A 16,843-nucleotide genomic window follows, 5' to 3' on the forward strand; every position below is an offset into this window, starting at 1 on the left:
CATAAGTCAGGATTTTACTCAAAGTCTTTGCAATTCTTTACCCATCCCGTTTGATTTTGGTTAGTTTATTGCAACGCCTTTCACCTTTATTATAAATATAAAGAAAATTCTGGAGTCACCATGGCTAAACCCATTATTACCCTGAACGGGTTAAAAATTGTCATCATGCTGGGCATGCTGGTGATCATACTGACGGGCGTGCGTTTTGCCGCCGACATTATTGTGCCGTTTATTCTGGCCCTGTTTATTGCGGTGATCCTTAACCCGCTGGTACAGCGCATGACGCGGCTACGCATCCCGCGCGTGCTGGCGATCGCGATGCTTATCAGCATCATCATTGTGGCGATGGTGCTGCTGGTGGCCTATCTGGGGACCTCGCTCAATGAGCTGGCGCGAACGCTACCGAAATACCGCTCTTCGCTGGCGGTCCCCCTGCTGCAGCTGGAACCCTGGCTACAGCGCGCGGGTATTGAAGTCTCGGTTGAGGAACTCCTGAAATATATCGACCCCAACGCGGCGATGACGATCGTCACCAGCCTGCTGGCGCAGCTCTCCAATGCCATGACCTCCATCTTTCTGCTGTTTTTAACGGTAGTGTTCATGCTGCTGGAGGTGCCGCAGCTGCCGGCAAAACTGCAGCAGATAATGGTCCGGCCGGTTGAGGGGATGGGGGCGATTCAACGCGCGCTGGACAGCGTCTCCCGCTATCTGGTGCTGAAAACGGCCATTAGCCTGGTCACGGGCGGCGTCGTCTGGGTGATGCTGCTGGCGCTGGACGTGCGCTTTGCGTTTGTCTGGGGACTGCTGGCGTTTGCGCTCAACTACATTCCCAATATCGGATCCGTGCTGGCGGCAATCCCCCCTATCCTTCAGGTGCTGGTTTTCAGCGGGCTTTACGATTCGCTGGTCCTGCTGGCCGGATACCTGGTCATCAACCTGGTGTTCGGTAACATTCTTGAGCCACGGATGATGGGACGTGGGCTGGGACTCTCCACGCTGGTGGTCTTTTTATCCCTGATTTTCTGGGGCTGGCTGCTCGGTCCCGTTGGGATGCTGCTCTCCGTCCCGCTGACCATCATCGTCAAGATTGGCCTGGAACAGACCGCGGGCGGGCAAAGTATCGCCGTGCTGCTGAGCGATATGAGCCATCAATAGCGGTCAGTCCGCCATCGACAGGAGGGGCTTGCGGGTCCTTCCTCCTTCACGATACCGGCCAATCGCCCTCTGCCATTCCGCCAGGGGATACACCGTGACGTCGCTGTATTCACTGTTGGGCAAATGAAGCCAGATGCGGTCAAACTCCGCGCGCCACGCCTCAGCGCTGAGCGCATCGAGCCCGTTTCGGATATGAAACCATGCCACGCGCGGCGCGGGCCGTTGCTGTCTGAACGTTTGCCCGGACAGCAGCCCGTAGCAAACAAACATGCCCTGCTCGGGCATCACGCTTAAGATCGCCTCCGCGAGCGGCCCGCCGGTGGCGTCGTAGACGACGTTAACACGCGCGGCGACGACGCTAATCCGCTGCGCGTCGTGCTGCGCGACGGGAATGATGCCTATCGCCTCCAGCCGCTCGGCGTGAACGGCGGAACGGTGAATGCCGTACACGGCTTCCGCCCCCGCCTGACGCGCCCACTGCCCGAGCAGAATGGCGCAATCCGATCCGGCAGCCGTGAGCAGCACCCGCTTTCCACGAGGCGGATAGCGGGTCAGCATCATCTGCGCCGCCAGCGGGTTGATATAGGCCCGCGCGGCAAGGTGCGCGTCAAGATTGTCCGGTACGGGGATGGCATACTCTGCCGGGCAGTCAACATAGCGCTGCCAGGTGCCCTGACCGCGCAGCGGCAGGACGCGCCTGCCCACCAGATGCTTAAACGAGGCGGGTGCCTCGGTGACAGCGCCGACACCTTCATACCCCGCGACCGCCGGTAACGGGGTTCGGTGGCGATAGGCTCCGGTAATGGGAATAAGATCGGACGCGTTCACCGGCGCAAACAGCATCCGCACGCGGAGCTGGCCCGGCGCAAGCGCGCCCAGCGGCGCGGTTTCAGGTTGCAGTACAGATTCTGGCTCGCCAAAACGGCGATACCAGAGGGCCAGATTTTCCATTACGATCTCACGGCTGACGGCGGATGACTTAATCGCGCCAGCCCATTGCCGGTGCGACATGCTTGAGGATGGACTCAATCACGTGCGCATTATAATCCACGCCCAGCTGATTCGGCACGGTCAGCAGTAAGGTATCCGCTTCGGCAATCGCCTCGTCCTTTTTCAGCTGTTCTACCAGCTTGTCCGGCTCTGCGGCGTAGCTACGGCCGAAGATCGCGCGCGTTTTCTCATCAAGATAACCTACGCTGTCGCTGTCGTTGCGGCTGACACCGAAATACATCCGGTCGCGGTCGTCCATCAGCGCAAAAATACTGCGGCTGACCGAGACGCGCGGCTGACGCGTATGCCCTGCCTCTTTCCAGGCCTGACGGTACGCGCGGATCTGCTTTGCCTGCTGAATATGGAACGGCTCACCGGTTTCATCGTCTTTCAGGGTTGAGCTTTGCAGGTTCATTCCCAGCGTTGCCGCCCATACGGCCGTCGCATTTGAACCCGCGCCCCACCAGATACGCTCGCGTAGCCCTTCTGAATACGGCTCCAGGCGCAGCAGCCCCGGCGGATTCGGGAACATCGGCTGCGGGTTCGGTTTGGCAAACCCTTCCCCGCGCAGCACCTCAAGCAGCACCTCGGTATGGCGGCGCGCCATATCCGATTCGGTTTCCCCTTCCTGCGGGGCATAGCCGAAATGACGCCAGCCATCAATGACCTGCTCCGGAGAGCCCCGGCTGATGCCAAGCTGCAGCCGACCGCCGGAAATCAGATCCGCCGCGCCCGCATCCTCGGCCATGTACATCGGATTTTCATAACGCATATCAATCACGCCCGTACCGATTTCGATGGTTTTCGTTTTTGCCCCGACGGCGGCCAGCAGCGGGAACGGCGAGCTAAGCTGTCGGGCAAAGTGGTGCACGCGGAAATAGGCGCCGTCTGCCCCCAGCTCTTCAGCCGCTACGGCTAAATCGATGGACTGCAGCAGCGTGTCTGCCGCCGAGCGCGTGCCGGACTGCGGTGACGGCGTCCAGTGACCAAAGGATAAAAAACCGATCTTTTTCATAACAATGTGTCCTGATAATGCGTTGCGTACTCACTACTCTACGCATTACCTGCGGAGAATAAATGGCGTTTATTTAACGGAATGATTCAAATAAATTGACTGAATTGAGGGGTTCGTCATTACGTTCCATAATGGGATATACTCTTCCCCACTCTTTTCATGGCAGGTAAAACCGGCAATGGCTTTGATCCCCAAAAACTACGCGCGGCTGGAAAGCGGCTATCGCGAAAAAGCATTAAAAATCTATCCCTGGGTGTGCGGACGCTGCTCGCGCGAGTTTGTCTATTCCAACCTGCGTGAACTCACGGTTCACCATATCGATCACGACCACACCAATAACCCGGAAGATGGCAGCAACTGGGAGCTGCTGTGCCTGTTCTGCCACGATCACGAACATTCGAAATACACCGAAGCGGATCAATACGGCACCACCGTGGTGGCCGGGGAAGACGCGCAAAAAGACGTGGGCGTCGCCACGTTTAACCCGTTTGCCGATTTAAAGGCGATGATGGATAAGAAGAAATAATTTTTTCACCGCCCGTACCTGCGGTATGGGCGGCTCAGGAAAGGAAAAGGCTATGGACACCCTCCGCTGCTACTGGGATTCATTTTTTACTGCCTACGGTTCACTTTTTACCAAAATCGTTCTTTTCATACTGCTGATCTGGTTGTGTCATGATTTTCTACGGCGCATACGGAAAAGCCACCCTGATTCCGATGATCCGATCGCACAAGCCGATGCCAAAGAACGCTATCAATGGCGTTTTCAGCTGTGGTCCTTACGAACGGTTCAGCTTCTCTGCCTGTTCTCTCTTTTTTATATGCTGATTAAGGGGCTCTTTGCCTGATCGTTTACCCGTGGTAAGTAACAATCCAGACTCGCCTGCTATTTACCTCGCTACCGGTAAATCCGCATACCGCGTCGTATACGCCGGTGACAGCATTTCCCGCTTCATCGCCCACGCTTTCTCAATCCCCTGTCCGGCAAACCATATCTTCCCTTTGCCGGAGTGATTTACGCTGTCGATCGTCTCCATCAGCGCCGCGCTGTTGGCGCGCAGTCGGTTATCGTCAAACAAATTAAGCTGGGCGACGCCGCTGCTGAAAAAGTCCGCCAGCATGACCCCGGCCTTCATATAGCGATACCCGTCGAGCCATATTCGCCCCAGCGCCTCCGTGGCGGCGCGGATGATATCCCGCGAGTCATTGGTGGGCGTCATCAGGGTGACCGAAGCCTGATTGCCGTAATAAATTTCGTTGTCCGCATGCGGGCTGGTGCGCACAAACACGCTGATAAAACGACAGTATTGATGCTCGCCGCGCAGTTTCTCTGCGGCGCGTTCCGCGTAGGCGCAAATGGCCTGGTGCATCTCTTCATATTGCGTAATACGGTGGCCAAACGAACGGCTGCAGATGATTTGCTGCTTCGTGGGGGTGAACTCTTCCAGATCAAGACAGGGCTCGCCGCGAAGCTCGCGCGCCGTACGCTCCATCACCACGTTAAAATGTTTGCGAATGACCCAGGAGGACGCTTCTGCCAGCTCCAGCGCCGTGGTAATCCCCATCGCGTTGAGCTTTTTCGTGATGCGCCGCCCTACGCCCCATACCTCGTCAACCGGCACCTTTTCCAGCAGTTTACGCTGCCGCTCGCGGCCTGACAGATCGACCACGCCGCCCGTGCTGGCCCACCGCTTCGCCGCATAGTTGGCCAGCTTCGCCAGCGTTTTGGTCGGGGCAATGCCGACGCCAACGGTTAAGCCCGTATTTTTAAAAACCTGCGTGCGCATCTGGTGACCGAAGGCTTCCAGCGACATGCAGTTACTGACGCCAGAAACGTTCACGAAGGCTTCATCGATGGAGTAGATCTCAATTGCCGGGGCGAGATCGGTCAGCGTCTGCATTACCCGGCTGCTGAGGTCGGCATACAGCGCATAGTTCGAGCTAAAGACATACACCCGCGACGGATAGCCCTTCTCCTTGAATTTGAAATAGGGCTCACCCATTTTTATGCCGAACCGTTTGGCCTCCCGCGACAGCGAAATAATGCAGCCGTCGTTATTGGACACCACCACGATAGGTTTGCCCTCCAGATCGGGGCGGAATACCCGCTCGCAGGAGGCATAGAAGCTATTCACATCAACCAGCGCGAACATGTTTATGCGTTTTAAGCGTGTGGGTGACGACCCCGAAGATCTGCAGCTCCTCTTCGGACTGAAAGGTAATCGGCTGGTAGCGGGCGTTACGCGGCAGCAGCCGCAGCACCGGACGGGTCTGTAGCTCCTTCACCGTAAACTCACCGGCGACCGACGCCACGACGATATCCCCATGCTCGGCATTGAGCGAGCGGTCGACCACCAGCAGATCGCCGTCGCCGATCCCCGCGCCCGTCATGGAGTCTCCACTCACCTTGATGAAGTAGGTCGCGCTGGGGTGCCTGACCGCCAGCCGGTTAAGATCGAGACGATCCTCCACATAATCCTGCGCCGGGCTGGGGAAACCGCAGGCAACACGCTCTGCAAACAGCGGTAATTCAATGTTCTGGTCTGGATGATAAGAAAAAAGAGTGTCCATAAAGCCCTCCTGCCGTAATACTGTATATAAATACAGTATTACGGATTATGGGCCAGGATCAAGATGCTTTCTGCCGGGGAAGCCGAACGCATTGAAGTTTGAACGGATTTAGTTCGGCGACTGGCTTACCAGCGAATTCAGCGTTTCCAGCGCGTCAGGCGGCAGCTGCAGTTCTCCCGCCGCGAGATTTTGCCGCAGATGCGCCACGGAAGAGGTGCCGGGGATCAGCAGGATATTGGGTGAACGCTGCAGCAGCCAGGCCAGCGCAACCTGCATCGCCGTTGCGCCCAGGGAGTCCGCGACGGCCTGCAGGCCGGTGGACTGCAGCGGCGTAAAGCCGCCCAATGGGAAGAACGGCACATACGCAATCCCCTGCTGCGCCAGCAGATCCACCAGCGCGTCGTCGCCCCGGTTCACAATGTTGTACATGTTCTGCACGCACACCACCGGCACCATCTTCTGCGCCTCCGCGACCTGAGTGGCCGTGACGTTGCTCAGGCCAATGTGGCGTACCAGCCCCTGTTGCTGTAACTCTGCGAGGGTGGAGAGCGGCTCCGCAATCGATCCTTCCGCAGGGCCGTGGGCGCTAAACATGATCCGCAGATTCACCACGTCCAGCACGTCCAGCTGCAGGTTACGCAGGTTGTCATGCACCGCCTGAGTCAACTCCTGCGCGGAAAAGGCCGGCAGCCAGGCCCCTTTGTCGTTGCGGCGGGCGCCGATCTTGGTGACGAGCGTCAGATCGTCCCGGTACGGATGAAGCGCCTCGCGGATCAGCTGGTTAGTAATATGAGGACCATAAAAATCGCTGGTATCAATGTGGTTCACCCCGGCTGCCACCGCTTCGCGCAGCACGTCCAGCGCGGCCTGCTTATCCTTCGGTGGACCAAAAACGCCCGGCCCGGCGAGCTGCATCGCACCGTAGCCCAGTCGTTTCACCGTGCGCGTGCCGAGCGCGTAAGTCCCGCTTTTATCAATGCTGCTCATGTCGACCTTCCTCATAAAAATGATCCGGATTTACAACAGGTTCCCTCAGGGAGCCTTTAGTTAAGCGTGAGTTAATTAAAGTTTACATTCTCTACGACGATAGTAATGAAGTAACCCTGCATCTTCTCTTACGGACGACCGCTATGCTGAAAAATCTGCACGTGATTACCGGTATTATCTTTGCCCTCACCATATTCTGTCTGCTGCAAGCTGTCACGGGAGGGTTGTTCTACTCTGCCGTCAGTAACGATCGCCATAATTTCCAGAACTCCGGGGTGCTTAATGCCCAGCAGGAAAGCCTGAGCGACAGCGTGAACACGCTGGTGAAAACGCGCGTCACCGTCACCCGCGTGGCGATCCGCTATCTGAAAAACCAGCGCGACCCGGCTTCCCTTGCGGCGATCAATAAACTGCTTGGCACCGCAGGCGACTCGCTGGCAAAAGCCGAAGCCTATAACAAAGCGTGGCAGAAACTGCCGCAGGTTAACGGCCAGAATGCGGCGTTAACCGACGAGATGCAGAAATCCTGGAACCAGATGCACGAAGTGATGCGTTTATCGATTGAGTATCTGCGTGCCGACAACTATCAGGCCTATGGCGATCTGGACGCGCAGCAGGCGCAGGACGATATGGAAGCGGTCTATAACCGCTGGCGCGCCGAAAACAACACCCTGCTGAAGGCCGCAACCGAAGAGAACCAGAGCAGCTTCACGCAGATGCAGTGGACGCTGGCGGCGATCCTGCTGGCAGTTATCGCGGTTCTGGTGGTCATCTGGCAGGGTTTACAGCACCTGCTGTTGAAGCCACTCCACTCCATTATGAACCATATTCGCGCCATTGCAGGGGGCGACCTGACGCAGGATATCGCTATCTCCGGTCGCAATGAGATGGGTCAGCTGGCCGCGGGGCTGCATGAGATGCAGCAGTCGCTGGTCACCACCGTCAGCGCCGTGCGCGGAAGCACCGATTCCATCTACACCGGCGCAGGTGAAATTGCAGCAGGGAGTAACGATCTTTCCGCCCGTACCGAGCAGCAGGCCGCCTCGCTCGAAGAGACCGCCGCCAGCATGGAGGAGCTGACCGCGACGGTTAAGCAGAACTCCGATAACGCCCGTCAGGCCACGCTGCTGGCGAAAAATGCCTCCGAGACGGCCGCGCGCGGCGGTCGCGTCGTGGATAACGTGGTGCGCACCATGAACGACATCGCCGACAGTTCGCAGCAAATTGCGCATATTACCGGCGTGATTGACAGCATCGCGTTCCAGACCAACATTCTGGCGCTTAACGCCGCGGTGGAGGCGGCACGCGCCGGGGAACAGGGGCGTGGTTTTGCGGTGGTTGCAGGTGAAGTCCGCACGCTGGCAAGCCGCAGCGCACAGGCGGCGAAAGAGATCAAGGGGCTTATCGAAAACTCCGTCAGCCGGGTGAGTACCGGTTCTGAGCAGGTTAGCGAGGCGGGCACCACCATGAAGGAAATTGTCGCCGCCGTCACCCGCGTGACCGATATCATGGGCGAGATTTCATCGGCCTCTGACGAGCAGAGCCGCGGCATTGAGCAGGTGAGCCTGGCCGTTTCGCAGATGGACAGCGTGACGCAGCAAAACGCCGCGCTGGTGCAGGAGTCCGCCACGGCGGCGGCGGCGCTGGAAGATCAGTCCGAGCAGCTGCGCCAGGCGGTGGCCGCGTTCCGTCTTAACGGCAAAGAAAAAGCGGTCGCCCCGCCTCCGGCCAATGTGAAAACGCCCCAGCTGCTGCGCCCGGCAACGACAACCGCCTCTACCGACAGCAACTGGGAAACGTTCTAAGCTTCAGGCGGGCGAGAATATCGCCCGCTATCGGCTGCGCTTGGCGTGCCGCTCCCAGTTTTCCTGCTTTGCTTCAACGGACTTTCGCAGTGAAACATAGCATGCCCCGCTGCCCCGTGATGCGGCAGCGCCACGCAGAAGGCCTGCACCTCCTCGAACTCCGTCAGCCAGCGCGCCAGATAGCTGCGCACCACGTTGGGATGCGAGTTCTGCTCGCGCCCTTTCCCGTGAATGATAATCAGATTGCGCAACCCGTCACGTCCGGCCTGACGAATAAACGAATAGAGCATTTGACGGCAGCGCTCGGCGGGCTGACGCAGGAGATTCAGGCTGGCCTGGCGGGCGTATTTACCCGCGCGCAGCTTATCAATAACGCCCTGCTGTACCCCTTCGCGCTGGAACGCCAGCGGCTCTTCAAGGGGCAGGACGTCAAGAAAATCCAGCGTCAGGAAGTTATCCAGCTGTTCGCTTTCCACCTCCTCGCGCGCTCGCGCGTTGCGGCTGGGCTGCCAGTGAATATCCGCGCAGCGCTTCAGGGGCTGGACATCTTCCATGGCGTCAAGAAAAAAGGATTTGTCGTCAGGGTTCATGGGCATCCTCCGGCTACAGCTGAGGACGGTACTATACCTGCGCCTGAGGCTGGCCTCAATCACCGTCACAGGGCAATACACGGTGATAATATTAACCTGATGAATATATATAGTTCTTATTAAATAAACTTAAACCTTACTTAACTAAAATTTCAGCAAAAGTAAAATACGTGATTTACGTTAAAATTTCATAAAATCAATTACTCGCCTGCCTTTCATTTTTCGGGAAAGGTGTTATACCTAAATATACCTGCCTCATGGATATAATACTCAGGACTGGCGAAAGGACGCACTGCTGTGTGTGCTATAGGGTCTGTCTGATGTCGGGCAGATCCTGTTTTTTTAATATGTATTTTATAATATATATTTCACGTAATGACTCTATTTCTCGCTTCCCTTCTGAATTGCGTAATTAATGATTCAGCGAGCGGAGTCTGACGTGAATCACGGCGCTGAATTAAATAATAGGTCGCTTTTGGAAGTGATTCGACTACCGGCAGCATGACCAGACGGTGCGCCAGGAGCGGGTCACAGCCTAACTCCTGCGGTAGGATGCTTAAAAAATCACTTTGCGCGACCAGGCTAATACAGGATGAAAATGTTTCACAAACCACCCCAATTCGCGGTATTTGCGAACGATGGCTAAATACCTCTTCCAGCTGCTTATAATAACTTCCACGCGGCGTCGGCATTGTCCAGTTATAATGCAGAAGTTCATTAATGGACGTGGCCTTCATCGCCGGATGTCCTTCCCGGCAAAATACCGCAAACGGCTTTTCGAAGAGTTTTTCAAACGTAAACTCGTGGTCGTAAGGCCCCTGATAATAGGTGTTGATGGTAAAGTCCAGCTCGCCCTGGCGTAATTCATTGATCATCGACACCAGCTGCCCTTCCATAATCCGCACCTTGACCTGCGGATGCTGCGCATGAAAGCGGGTAATGACGGCAGGCATAAGCGCGCGTGAAACGCTCGCCCCCATCCCGATGTTGATCTGCCCGGCCAGCTCACCCTGCCGCTGACGGATGTCATCCTGCGCCGCGCGCAGCTCTTCCAGAATCAAACTGGCGCGCTGGTAAAAACCCTCACCGCATTCGGTCAACGCAACGCCCTTACTCCTGCGCACAAAAAGCTGCGCCGCCATGCCCTCCTCCAGCTCTTTGATGGATTTTGTCAGCGCCGGCTGGGAAAGATTTAGCGTCCTGCTGGCACCGCGAATGCTGCCCTGACGTGCAACTTCAACAAATGCCCGGAGATGGTGAAATTTAACCTGAAATGACATAGCCCGACCGATAACCGTTGTTTATCAGAATAAAGAAACTGTCATCTACTTTACTGGAAAGGGATGTGCGAGGGTAATTCCTGAACGGTTAAAACTGTGAAAAATCAGTTAGTGATAAGTAAAAACTATCACAGCGTGAAGCAGTTCACATATTTTAATGATGACAGGAACAGATATGGACACACTGGCGCAGTACATCCAGACGTTATCCCCACAGCTGAGCGCGTGGCGTCGCGATTTTCACCATTTTGCGGAATCCGGCTGGGTTGAGTTTCGTACCGCCGCGAAGGTCGCGGAAATCCTGGACTCGCTGGGCTACGCGCTGGCGATGGGGCGCGACGTCGTCGATGCAGAAAGCCGTATGGGGCTGCCCGATGCGGCAACCCAGGCGCGAGAGTTTTCCCGTGCACGGGCCCAGGGCGCGCCTGAGAAATGGCTGGCACCGTTTGAAGGCGGGTTTACCGGCATTGTGGCGACCCTGAACACCGGCCGCCCGGGCCCCACCCTGGCGTTTCGCGTCGACATGGATGCCCTTGATTTAAGCGAAGCGCTGGATGAAAGCCACCGCCCGTTCCGCGACGGTTTTGCCTCCTGCAACCCGGGAATGATGCACGCCTGCGCGCACGACGGTCACACCACCATTGGTCTGGGGCTGGCGCAGGTGCTTAAGCAGAATGAAGCCCGGCTGAACGGCACCATCAGGCTGATCTTCCAGCCTGCCGAAGAAGGCACCCGCGGCGCGCGCGCCATGGTTGCCGCCGGGGCGCTGGACGATGTGGACTATTTCACGGCCATTCACATTGGCACCGGCGTGCCTGCCGGTACGGTCATCTGCGGTAGCGATAACTTTATGGCCACCACCAAGTTCGACGTGAACTTTACCGGCGTGGCCGCACACGCGGGCGGTAAACCGGAGGACGGGCGTAACGCCCTGCTCGCCGCCGCGCAGGCCGCCCTCGCGTTGCACAGCATCGCGCCGCACAGCGACGGCGCCTCCCGGGTGAACGTCGGGGTAATGCAGGCGGGCAGCGGGCGCAACGTGGTGCCCGCCAATGCCCTGCTCAAAGTGGAAACCCGCGGCGAAAGCGAAGCGATCAATCAGTATGTCTTTGAACGCGCCCAGGCGGTCATTACCGGCGCGGCGGCGCTCTACGGCGTGAGCGCCGAGATGCGCCTGATGGGGGCGGCCACCTCCAGCGCGCCGACGCCGGCCTGGGTGGATTATCTGCGCGAACAGGCGAGCCGGGTTGCCGGAGTTGTTCACGCCCTCGATAAGGTGAAAGCCCCGGCAGGTTCCGAAGACGCCACGCTGATGATGGCCCGCGTGCAGGAGAACGGCGGCATGGCGTCCTATATGGTGTTCGGCACGGATTTGAGCGCCGGGCATCACAACGAAAAATTCGACTTCGATGAGCAGGTTATGGCTATCGCCATCGAAACGCTGGCGCGAACTGCGCTTAATTTCCCGTGGACGCGAGGTGTGTAATGCAGGAGAACTACGCTTTTATTGCCGATGCGATCGATACGCGATGTCGGACGTTAACCGATATTGCCGACGCGATCTGGGATCGTCCCGAAACCCGCTTCGAAGAGTTCTGGTCCGCCGAACGACTGGCCAGCGAGCTGGAGGCTGAAGGATTTACGCTGACCCGCGAGGCCGGCGGTATTCCCAACGCCTTTATTGCCAGCTTCGGCAACGGGAAACCGGTCATTGCCCTGCTGGGTGAATACGACGCGCTGGCCGGGTTAAGCCAGCAGGCGCACTGCGCAACCGCGCAATCCGCCACGCCGGGCGCTAACGGCCACGGCTGCGGGCATAACCTCTTAGGCACCGCGGCGCTTGCGGGCGCGGTGGCGGTGAAAAGCTGGCTGGCGCAGCACGGCGGCAGCGGAACGGTGCGCTTTTACGGCTGTCCCGGCGAGGAAGGCGGCTCCGGGAAAACCTTCATGGTGCGCGAAGGCCTGTTTGATGACGTGGATGCCGCCGTCACCTGGCACCCGGAAGCCTTCGCCGGGATGTTTAACGTTAGCACGCTGGCGAATATTCAGGCCGCCTGGCGTTTTCACGGCGTGGCGGCGCACGCGGCCAACTCCCCCCATTTAGGGCGCAGCGCGCTGGACGCGGTGACGCTGATGACCACCGGCACCAACTTCCTCAACGAGCACATCATTGAGAAAGCGCGCGTCCATTACGCCATCACCGACACCGGCGGGATTTCCCCCAACGTGGTGCAGGCCCAGGCCGAGGTGCTGTACCTGATCCGCGCCCCGGAGATGGCGGATGCGCAGCAGATCTACGAGCGCATTGAGAAAATTGCCCAGGGCGCGGCGATGATGACCGAAACCACCGTCGAATGTCGTTTTGATAAAGCCTGCTCCAGCTACCTGCCGAACCGCACGCTTGAGGCGGCGATGTATCGCGCCCTGCAGCACTACGGTACGCCGGAGTGGACGGAGGAAGAACGCGCTTTCGCCCGCGAGATACGCGCCACCCTGACGCCCAGCGATCTGCAAAACAGCCTGAAAAATATTGCCGCCACGGGCGGAGAAGCGGGTAAAGCCTTTGCCCGCCGTCATCAGGAGACGCTATTGGTGGATGACGTCGCGCCCTATGCCATCACCGACAACGTGCTGGCGGGTTCAACCGACGTGGGTGACGTCAGCTGGAAAATGCCGGTCGCCCAGTGCTTCAGCCCCTGCTTTACCGTCGGCACGCCGCTGCACACCTGGCAGCTGGTGTCTCAGGGGCGGACCTCTATTGCCCACAAGGGCATGCTGCTGGCCGGAAAAGTGCTGGGCGCCACCGCGCTCACGCTGCTGCAGGACGCCGCGCTGCTGAAAAAATGCCGTGAAGAGTTTGAAAACCAAATACTAGAAACACCGTACGCGTGTCCGATCCCGCAGGGCGTGACGCCGTCACCTTTAAAATAAAAAAAACACAACAACACAACACTCCCGAGGAACGCCCATGAGTATGTCATCCATACCTTCGCATTCCCCATCCGGTAAGCTCTATGGCTGGGTTGAAAGGATCGGCAATAAAGTGCCGCACCCTTTCCTGCTGTTTATCTATCTGATTGTGATTTTGATGGTCGCCACCGCCGTGCTCTCCGCCTTTGACGTGAGCGTGCGCAGCCCGGCCGACGGCAGCCTGGTGGCGGTGAAAAACCTGCTGAGCATTGAAGGGCTGCACTGGTTTTTACCCAACGTGATTAAAAACTTCAGCGGCTTCGCCCCGCTCGGCGCCATTCTGGCGCTGGTGCTGGGCGCCGGGCTGGCTGAACGCGTTGGCCTGCTGCCCGCCCTGATGGTGAAGATGGCTTCCCACGTCAGCGCGCGCTACGCGAGCTATATGGTGCTGTTTATCGCCTTCTTCAGCCATATCTCCTCCGACGCCGCGCTGGTGATTATGCCCCCGATGGGGGCGCTGATCTTCCTCGCCGTCGGGCGTCACCCCGTGGCGGGCCTGCTGTCGGCGATTGCGGGCGTGGGCTGCGGGTTTACCGCCAACCTGCTGATTGTGACCACCGACGTGCTGCTCTCGGGCATCAGCACGGAGGCGGCGAAGACCATCGATGCGGCCATGCACGTCAGCGTGATCGACAACTGGTACTTTATGGCAAGCTCGGTGATTGTCCTGACGATAGTCGGCGGGCTCATTACCGACAAGATCATCGAGCCGCGCCTCGGTAAATGGGAAGGCCGCAGTGACGAAAAGCTGGAAACCCTGAGCGAAGCGCAGCGCTTTGGCCTGCGCGTGGCGGGGATCGTCTCGCTGGCCTTTATCGCCGTGGTGGCGCTGATGGTCGTGCCGGAAAACGGCATATTGCGCGATCCGGTTAAGCATACCGTCCTGCCGTCGCCGTTTATTCAGGGCATCGTGCCGCTGATTATTCTCTTCTTCTTTGTCGTTTCGCTCGCCTACGGCATCGCCACCGGCAAAATCCGCCGCCAGGGCGATCTGCCGCAGCTGATGATCGAGCCGATGAAAGAGATGGCGGGGTTTATCGTGATGGTGTTCCCGCTGGCGCAGTTTGTGGCGATGTTTAACTGGAGCAACATGGGTAAGTTTATGGCCGTGGGCCTCACCGACGCGCTGGAGGCTGCCGGGTTAAGCGGCGTCCCGGCGTTTGTCGGCCTGGCGCTGCTGTCCTCCCTGCTGTGCATGTTTATCGCTAGCGGCTCCGCCATCTGGTCGATTCTGGCGCCGATCTTCGTGCCGATGTTTATGATGCTCGGGTTCCACCCGGCGTTTGCCCAGATCCTGTTCCGCATTGCGGACTCCTCGGTGATCCCGCTGGCGCCGGTTTCGCCGTTTGTTCCGCTGTTCTTAGGCTTCCTGCAGCGCTACAGGCCGGAAGCCAAACTGGGTACCTACTATTCGCTGGTTTTACCCTACCCGCTTATCTTTTTAGGGGTATGGCTGGTGATGCTGGTGGCGTGGTATCTTGTCGGCCTGCCGATTGGGCCGGGGATCCACCCGAGGCTGAACTAAAGGAATAAGGATGCTGAGATTACTCGAAGACAAGATTGCGACGCCGCTTGGCCCGCTGTGGGTGATCGCGGACGAGCAGTTTTGCCTGCGCGCGGTTGAGTGGGAAGAGCACAGCGACCGCATGGAAGAACTGCTTGCGATTCACTACCGCTCACAGGGGTATGAACGTATCCGGGCCAGCAACCCGGGTGGGCTGAGCGACAGGCTTGCGGCGTACTTCGAAGGCGATCTCAGCATCATTGATACTCTGCCGACCGCCACGGCAGGCACGCCTTTTCAGCGCGAAGTGTGGCAGGCGCTGCGGTCTATACCCTGCGGGCAGGTGATGCATTATGGCCAGCTCGCGGAGCAGCTAGGCCGCGCAGGCGCCGCACGCGCGGTGGGTGCCGCAAACGGCGCTAACCCGGTCAGCATTGTGGTGCCCTGCCATCGCGTCATTGGCCGCAACGGCACCCTGACCGGCTATGCCGGCGGCGTGCAGCGAAAAGAGTGGTTACTGCGTCACGAAGGGTATCTTTTGCTCTAGTTGCCAGGCTTTTAGTGCTTAATTTTCTACCGGTTAGGCTAAAAATCCATAATCAAGCTGTGGAATTTCAAGAAGATGGCAACACGTTGCCGTCTCTTGTCCTTATTGAAGGTTTGTCAGGCTTACGTACTTACCAAAAAGATGTTAAAATTGACCAATATCAATTAAGGCTTGAGCAAACCTATGATCCCGGAAAAGCGAATTATACGACGCATTCAGTCTGGCGGTTGTGCTATCCATTGCCAGGATTGCAGCATCAGCCAGCTCTGTATCCCGTTTACCCTGAATGAGCATGAACTCGATCAGCTTGATAATATCATCGAGCGCAAAAAGCCTATTCAGAAAGGGCAGACGCTGTTTAAAGCGGGAGACGAACTGAAATCGCTCTATGCTATCCGTTCTGGCACCATTAAGAGCTATACCATCACCGAACAGGGTGATGAGCAGATCACCGGCTTCCATCTTGCGGGCGACCTGGTGGGCTTTGACGCCATCGGTACGGGCCATCACCCGAGCTTTGCTCAGGCACTCGAAACCTCGATGGTTTGCGAAATCCCGTTTGAAACCCTGGACGATCTGTCCGGCAAGATGCCTAACCTGCGCCAGCAGATGATGCGTCTGATGAGCGGCGAGATCAAAGGCGATCAGGACATGATTCTGCTGCTTTCCAAAAAGAACGCAGAAGAGCGCCTGGCCGCGTTTATCTACAACCTCTCCCGCCGCTTCGCCGAGCGTGGCTTCTCGCCGCGTGAATTCCGTCTGACCATGACGCGCGGTGATATTGGTAACTACCTGGGCCTGACTGTGGAAACCATTAGCCGTCTGCTGGGTCGTTTCCAGAAAAGCGGGATGCTGGCCGTTAAGGGTAAATACATTACTATCGAAAACGGTGAAGCGCTGGCCGTGCTTGCCGGTCATGCCCGCAACGTGGCATAACTCTCCGCATGCGTGCTGCCAGAGCGATAAATAATCCAGATTTATCGTTCTGGCACAGCAACGCTTCCGTTATCCGAGATTTTCACCGCAGCACGTCCCCACCCAGCGCCTGAAAGGTTCACGTTGAGGTTATGAATTGAGAGAAAGTTTGTTTTTCGTTTCAGTCGTGATTGCCTCTGTAACCTTTATCTTCATCTGGATCATGCTTGTCGGCCCGATGAAGGGGGAGGAAAAAACCTACGTTCAGGACTCCACGACCTTTGCGATAGCGGTGATGGTGCTGCTGTTTATTGCCTTTATCGCGGTGACGACCACGGTACTTTTCCTCTGATAAATTTTCATGAATTATTGAGTGGAAATCATAATCTCACCACGCTCAATAACTTAGATGAATATCAATGACATACCCCCAACGCCATAAGGATAATGTCGGAGTATATCGGTTAATTTGCCGCCCCTATATTGGCCCCCAAGAGTAAACCGCCCCCAAATC

The 16,843-nt window shown here is 57.6% G+C and carries 16 protein-coding genes and 1 pseudogene; 10 read left to right on the top strand and 7 right to left on the bottom strand.

From position 1 onward, the window contains the following. Window positions 1-120 precede the first annotated feature (120 nt). A complete protein-coding gene (locus tag ACJBF3_RS04290) occupies window positions 121-1,155 on the top strand; it encodes an AI-2E family transporter (RefSeq protein WP_045329087.1) in 1,035 nt (344 codons plus the stop codon). Window positions 1,156-1,158: 3 nt separating this feature from the next. On the opposite strand, the gene ACJBF3_RS04295 is transcribed toward ACJBF3_RS04290, so the two are convergent. Together ACJBF3_RS04295 and ACJBF3_RS04300 are read right to left on the bottom strand one after the other, a co-directional pair. Next, window positions 1,159-2,106, bottom strand: a complete 948-nt coding sequence (locus tag ACJBF3_RS04295; protein WP_045329088.1) for a zinc-dependent alcohol dehydrogenase family protein — start codon at window positions 2,104-2,106, stop codon at window positions 1,159-1,161. Between the two features lie 28 nt (window positions 2,107-2,134). Then, the gene (locus tag ACJBF3_RS04300) at window positions 2,135-3,160 is read right to left on the bottom strand and encodes an LLM class flavin-dependent oxidoreductase (protein WP_045329089.1); all 1,026 of its coding nucleotides are present in this window, start codon (window positions 3,158-3,160) and stop codon (window positions 2,135-2,137) included. A gap of 178 nt (window positions 3,161-3,338) precedes the next feature. Between ACJBF3_RS04300 and yajD the strand changes: the two genes are divergently transcribed. Next, window positions 3,339-3,686: an HNH nuclease YajD gene (yajD, locus tag ACJBF3_RS04305; protein WP_003857471.1), complete on the top strand. Its 348-nt coding sequence runs from the start codon at window positions 3,339-3,341 to the stop codon at window positions 3,684-3,686. Window positions 3,687-3,738: 52 nt separating this feature from the next. Beyond that, the gene (locus ACJBF3_RS04310) at window positions 3,739-4,008 is read left to right on the top strand and encodes a hypothetical protein (protein WP_045329090.1); all 270 of its coding nucleotides are present in this window, start codon (window positions 3,739-3,741) and stop codon (window positions 4,006-4,008) included. 42 nt (window positions 4,009-4,050) lie between these two features. Here the strand turns inward: ACJBF3_RS04310 and umuC are convergent, their stop codons facing one another. From umuC to ACJBF3_RS04325, 3 genes are all read right to left on the bottom strand, one after another. Continuing rightward, complete coding sequence (gene umuC / locus ACJBF3_RS04315; protein ID WP_045329091.1) at window positions 4,051-5,313, bottom strand: translesion error-prone DNA polymerase V subunit UmuC; 1,263 nt, start codon at window positions 5,311-5,313, stop codon at window positions 4,051-4,053. Continuing rightward, window positions 5,297-5,731, bottom strand: coding sequence for a translesion error-prone DNA polymerase V autoproteolytic subunit (gene umuD, locus ACJBF3_RS04320; RefSeq protein WP_045329092.1), 435 nt, complete (start codon window positions 5,729-5,731; stop codon window positions 5,297-5,299). Before umuD ends, umuC begins: the two co-directional genes overlap by 17 nt. 108 nt (window positions 5,732-5,839) lie before the next feature. Further along, window positions 5,840-6,718 (bottom strand): aldo/keto reductase family oxidoreductase, encoded by an 879-nt coding sequence (locus ACJBF3_RS04325; protein ID WP_045329093.1) that lies wholly within the window; start codon window positions 6,716-6,718, stop codon window positions 5,840-5,842. Between the two features lie 143 nt (window positions 6,719-6,861). Between ACJBF3_RS04325 and ACJBF3_RS04330 the strand changes: the two genes are divergently transcribed. Then, window positions 6,862-8,523, top strand: a complete 1,662-nt coding sequence (locus ACJBF3_RS04330) for a methyl-accepting chemotaxis protein (protein WP_045329094.1) — start codon at window positions 6,862-6,864, stop codon at window positions 8,521-8,523. A 27-nt stretch (window positions 8,524-8,550) separates the two neighbouring features. On the opposite strand, the pseudogene smrA reads toward ACJBF3_RS04330, so the two are convergent. Further along, a pseudogene (smrA, locus tag ACJBF3_RS04335) lies at window positions 8,551-9,113 on the bottom strand (DNA endonuclease SmrA). A 368-nt stretch (window positions 9,114-9,481) separates the two neighbouring features. Beyond that, on the bottom strand, window positions 9,482-10,393 hold the full coding sequence (locus ACJBF3_RS04340) for a LysR family transcriptional regulator (protein ID WP_045329096.1): 912 nt from the start codon (window positions 10,391-10,393) through the stop codon (window positions 9,482-9,484). A gap of 175 nt (window positions 10,394-10,568) precedes the next feature. Here ACJBF3_RS04340 and ACJBF3_RS04345 point away from each other — a divergent pair, with 175 nt between their 5' ends. From ACJBF3_RS04345 to ACJBF3_RS04370, 6 genes are all read left to right on the top strand, one after another. Beyond that, window positions 10,569-11,879 (top strand): M20 family metallo-hydrolase, encoded by a 1,311-nt coding sequence (locus ACJBF3_RS04345; RefSeq protein WP_045329097.1) that lies wholly within the window; start codon window positions 10,569-10,571, stop codon window positions 11,877-11,879. After that, complete coding sequence (locus ACJBF3_RS04350) at window positions 11,879-13,324, top strand: M20 family metallopeptidase (protein ID WP_045329098.1); 1,446 nt, start codon at window positions 11,879-11,881, stop codon at window positions 13,322-13,324. The genes ACJBF3_RS04345 and ACJBF3_RS04350 overlap by 1 nt, the downstream gene beginning before the upstream one ends. A gap of 37 nt (window positions 13,325-13,361) precedes the next feature. Next, complete coding sequence (abgT, locus tag ACJBF3_RS04355) at window positions 13,362-14,888, top strand: p-aminobenzoyl-glutamate transporter (protein ID WP_047723591.1); 1,527 nt, start codon at window positions 13,362-13,364, stop codon at window positions 14,886-14,888. A 10-nt stretch (window positions 14,889-14,898) separates the two neighbouring features. Continuing rightward, window positions 14,899-15,414 (top strand): methylated-DNA--[protein]-cysteine S-methyltransferase, encoded by a 516-nt coding sequence (gene ogt, locus ACJBF3_RS04360; protein ID WP_045329099.1) that lies wholly within the window; start codon window positions 14,899-14,901, stop codon window positions 15,412-15,414. A gap of 183 nt (window positions 15,415-15,597) precedes the next feature. Then, window positions 15,598-16,350 (top strand): fumarate/nitrate reduction transcriptional regulator Fnr, encoded by a 753-nt coding sequence (gene fnr, locus ACJBF3_RS04365; RefSeq protein ID WP_006174991.1) that lies wholly within the window; start codon window positions 15,598-15,600, stop codon window positions 16,348-16,350. A 148-nt stretch (window positions 16,351-16,498) separates the two neighbouring features. Beyond that, window positions 16,499-16,681 carry a hypothetical protein gene (locus ACJBF3_RS04370; RefSeq protein ID WP_014883604.1) on the top strand — a complete coding sequence of 61 codons (183 nt, stop codon included), beginning with the start codon at window positions 16,499-16,501 and terminating at the stop codon, window positions 16,679-16,681. Window positions 16,682-16,843 lie beyond the last annotated feature (162 nt).

The organism is Enterobacter sp. PP-008-ECC_S150, from assembly GCF_045257065.1.
GTDB lineage: Bacteria > Pseudomonadota > Gammaproteobacteria > Enterobacterales > Enterobacteriaceae > Enterobacter > Enterobacter chengduensis.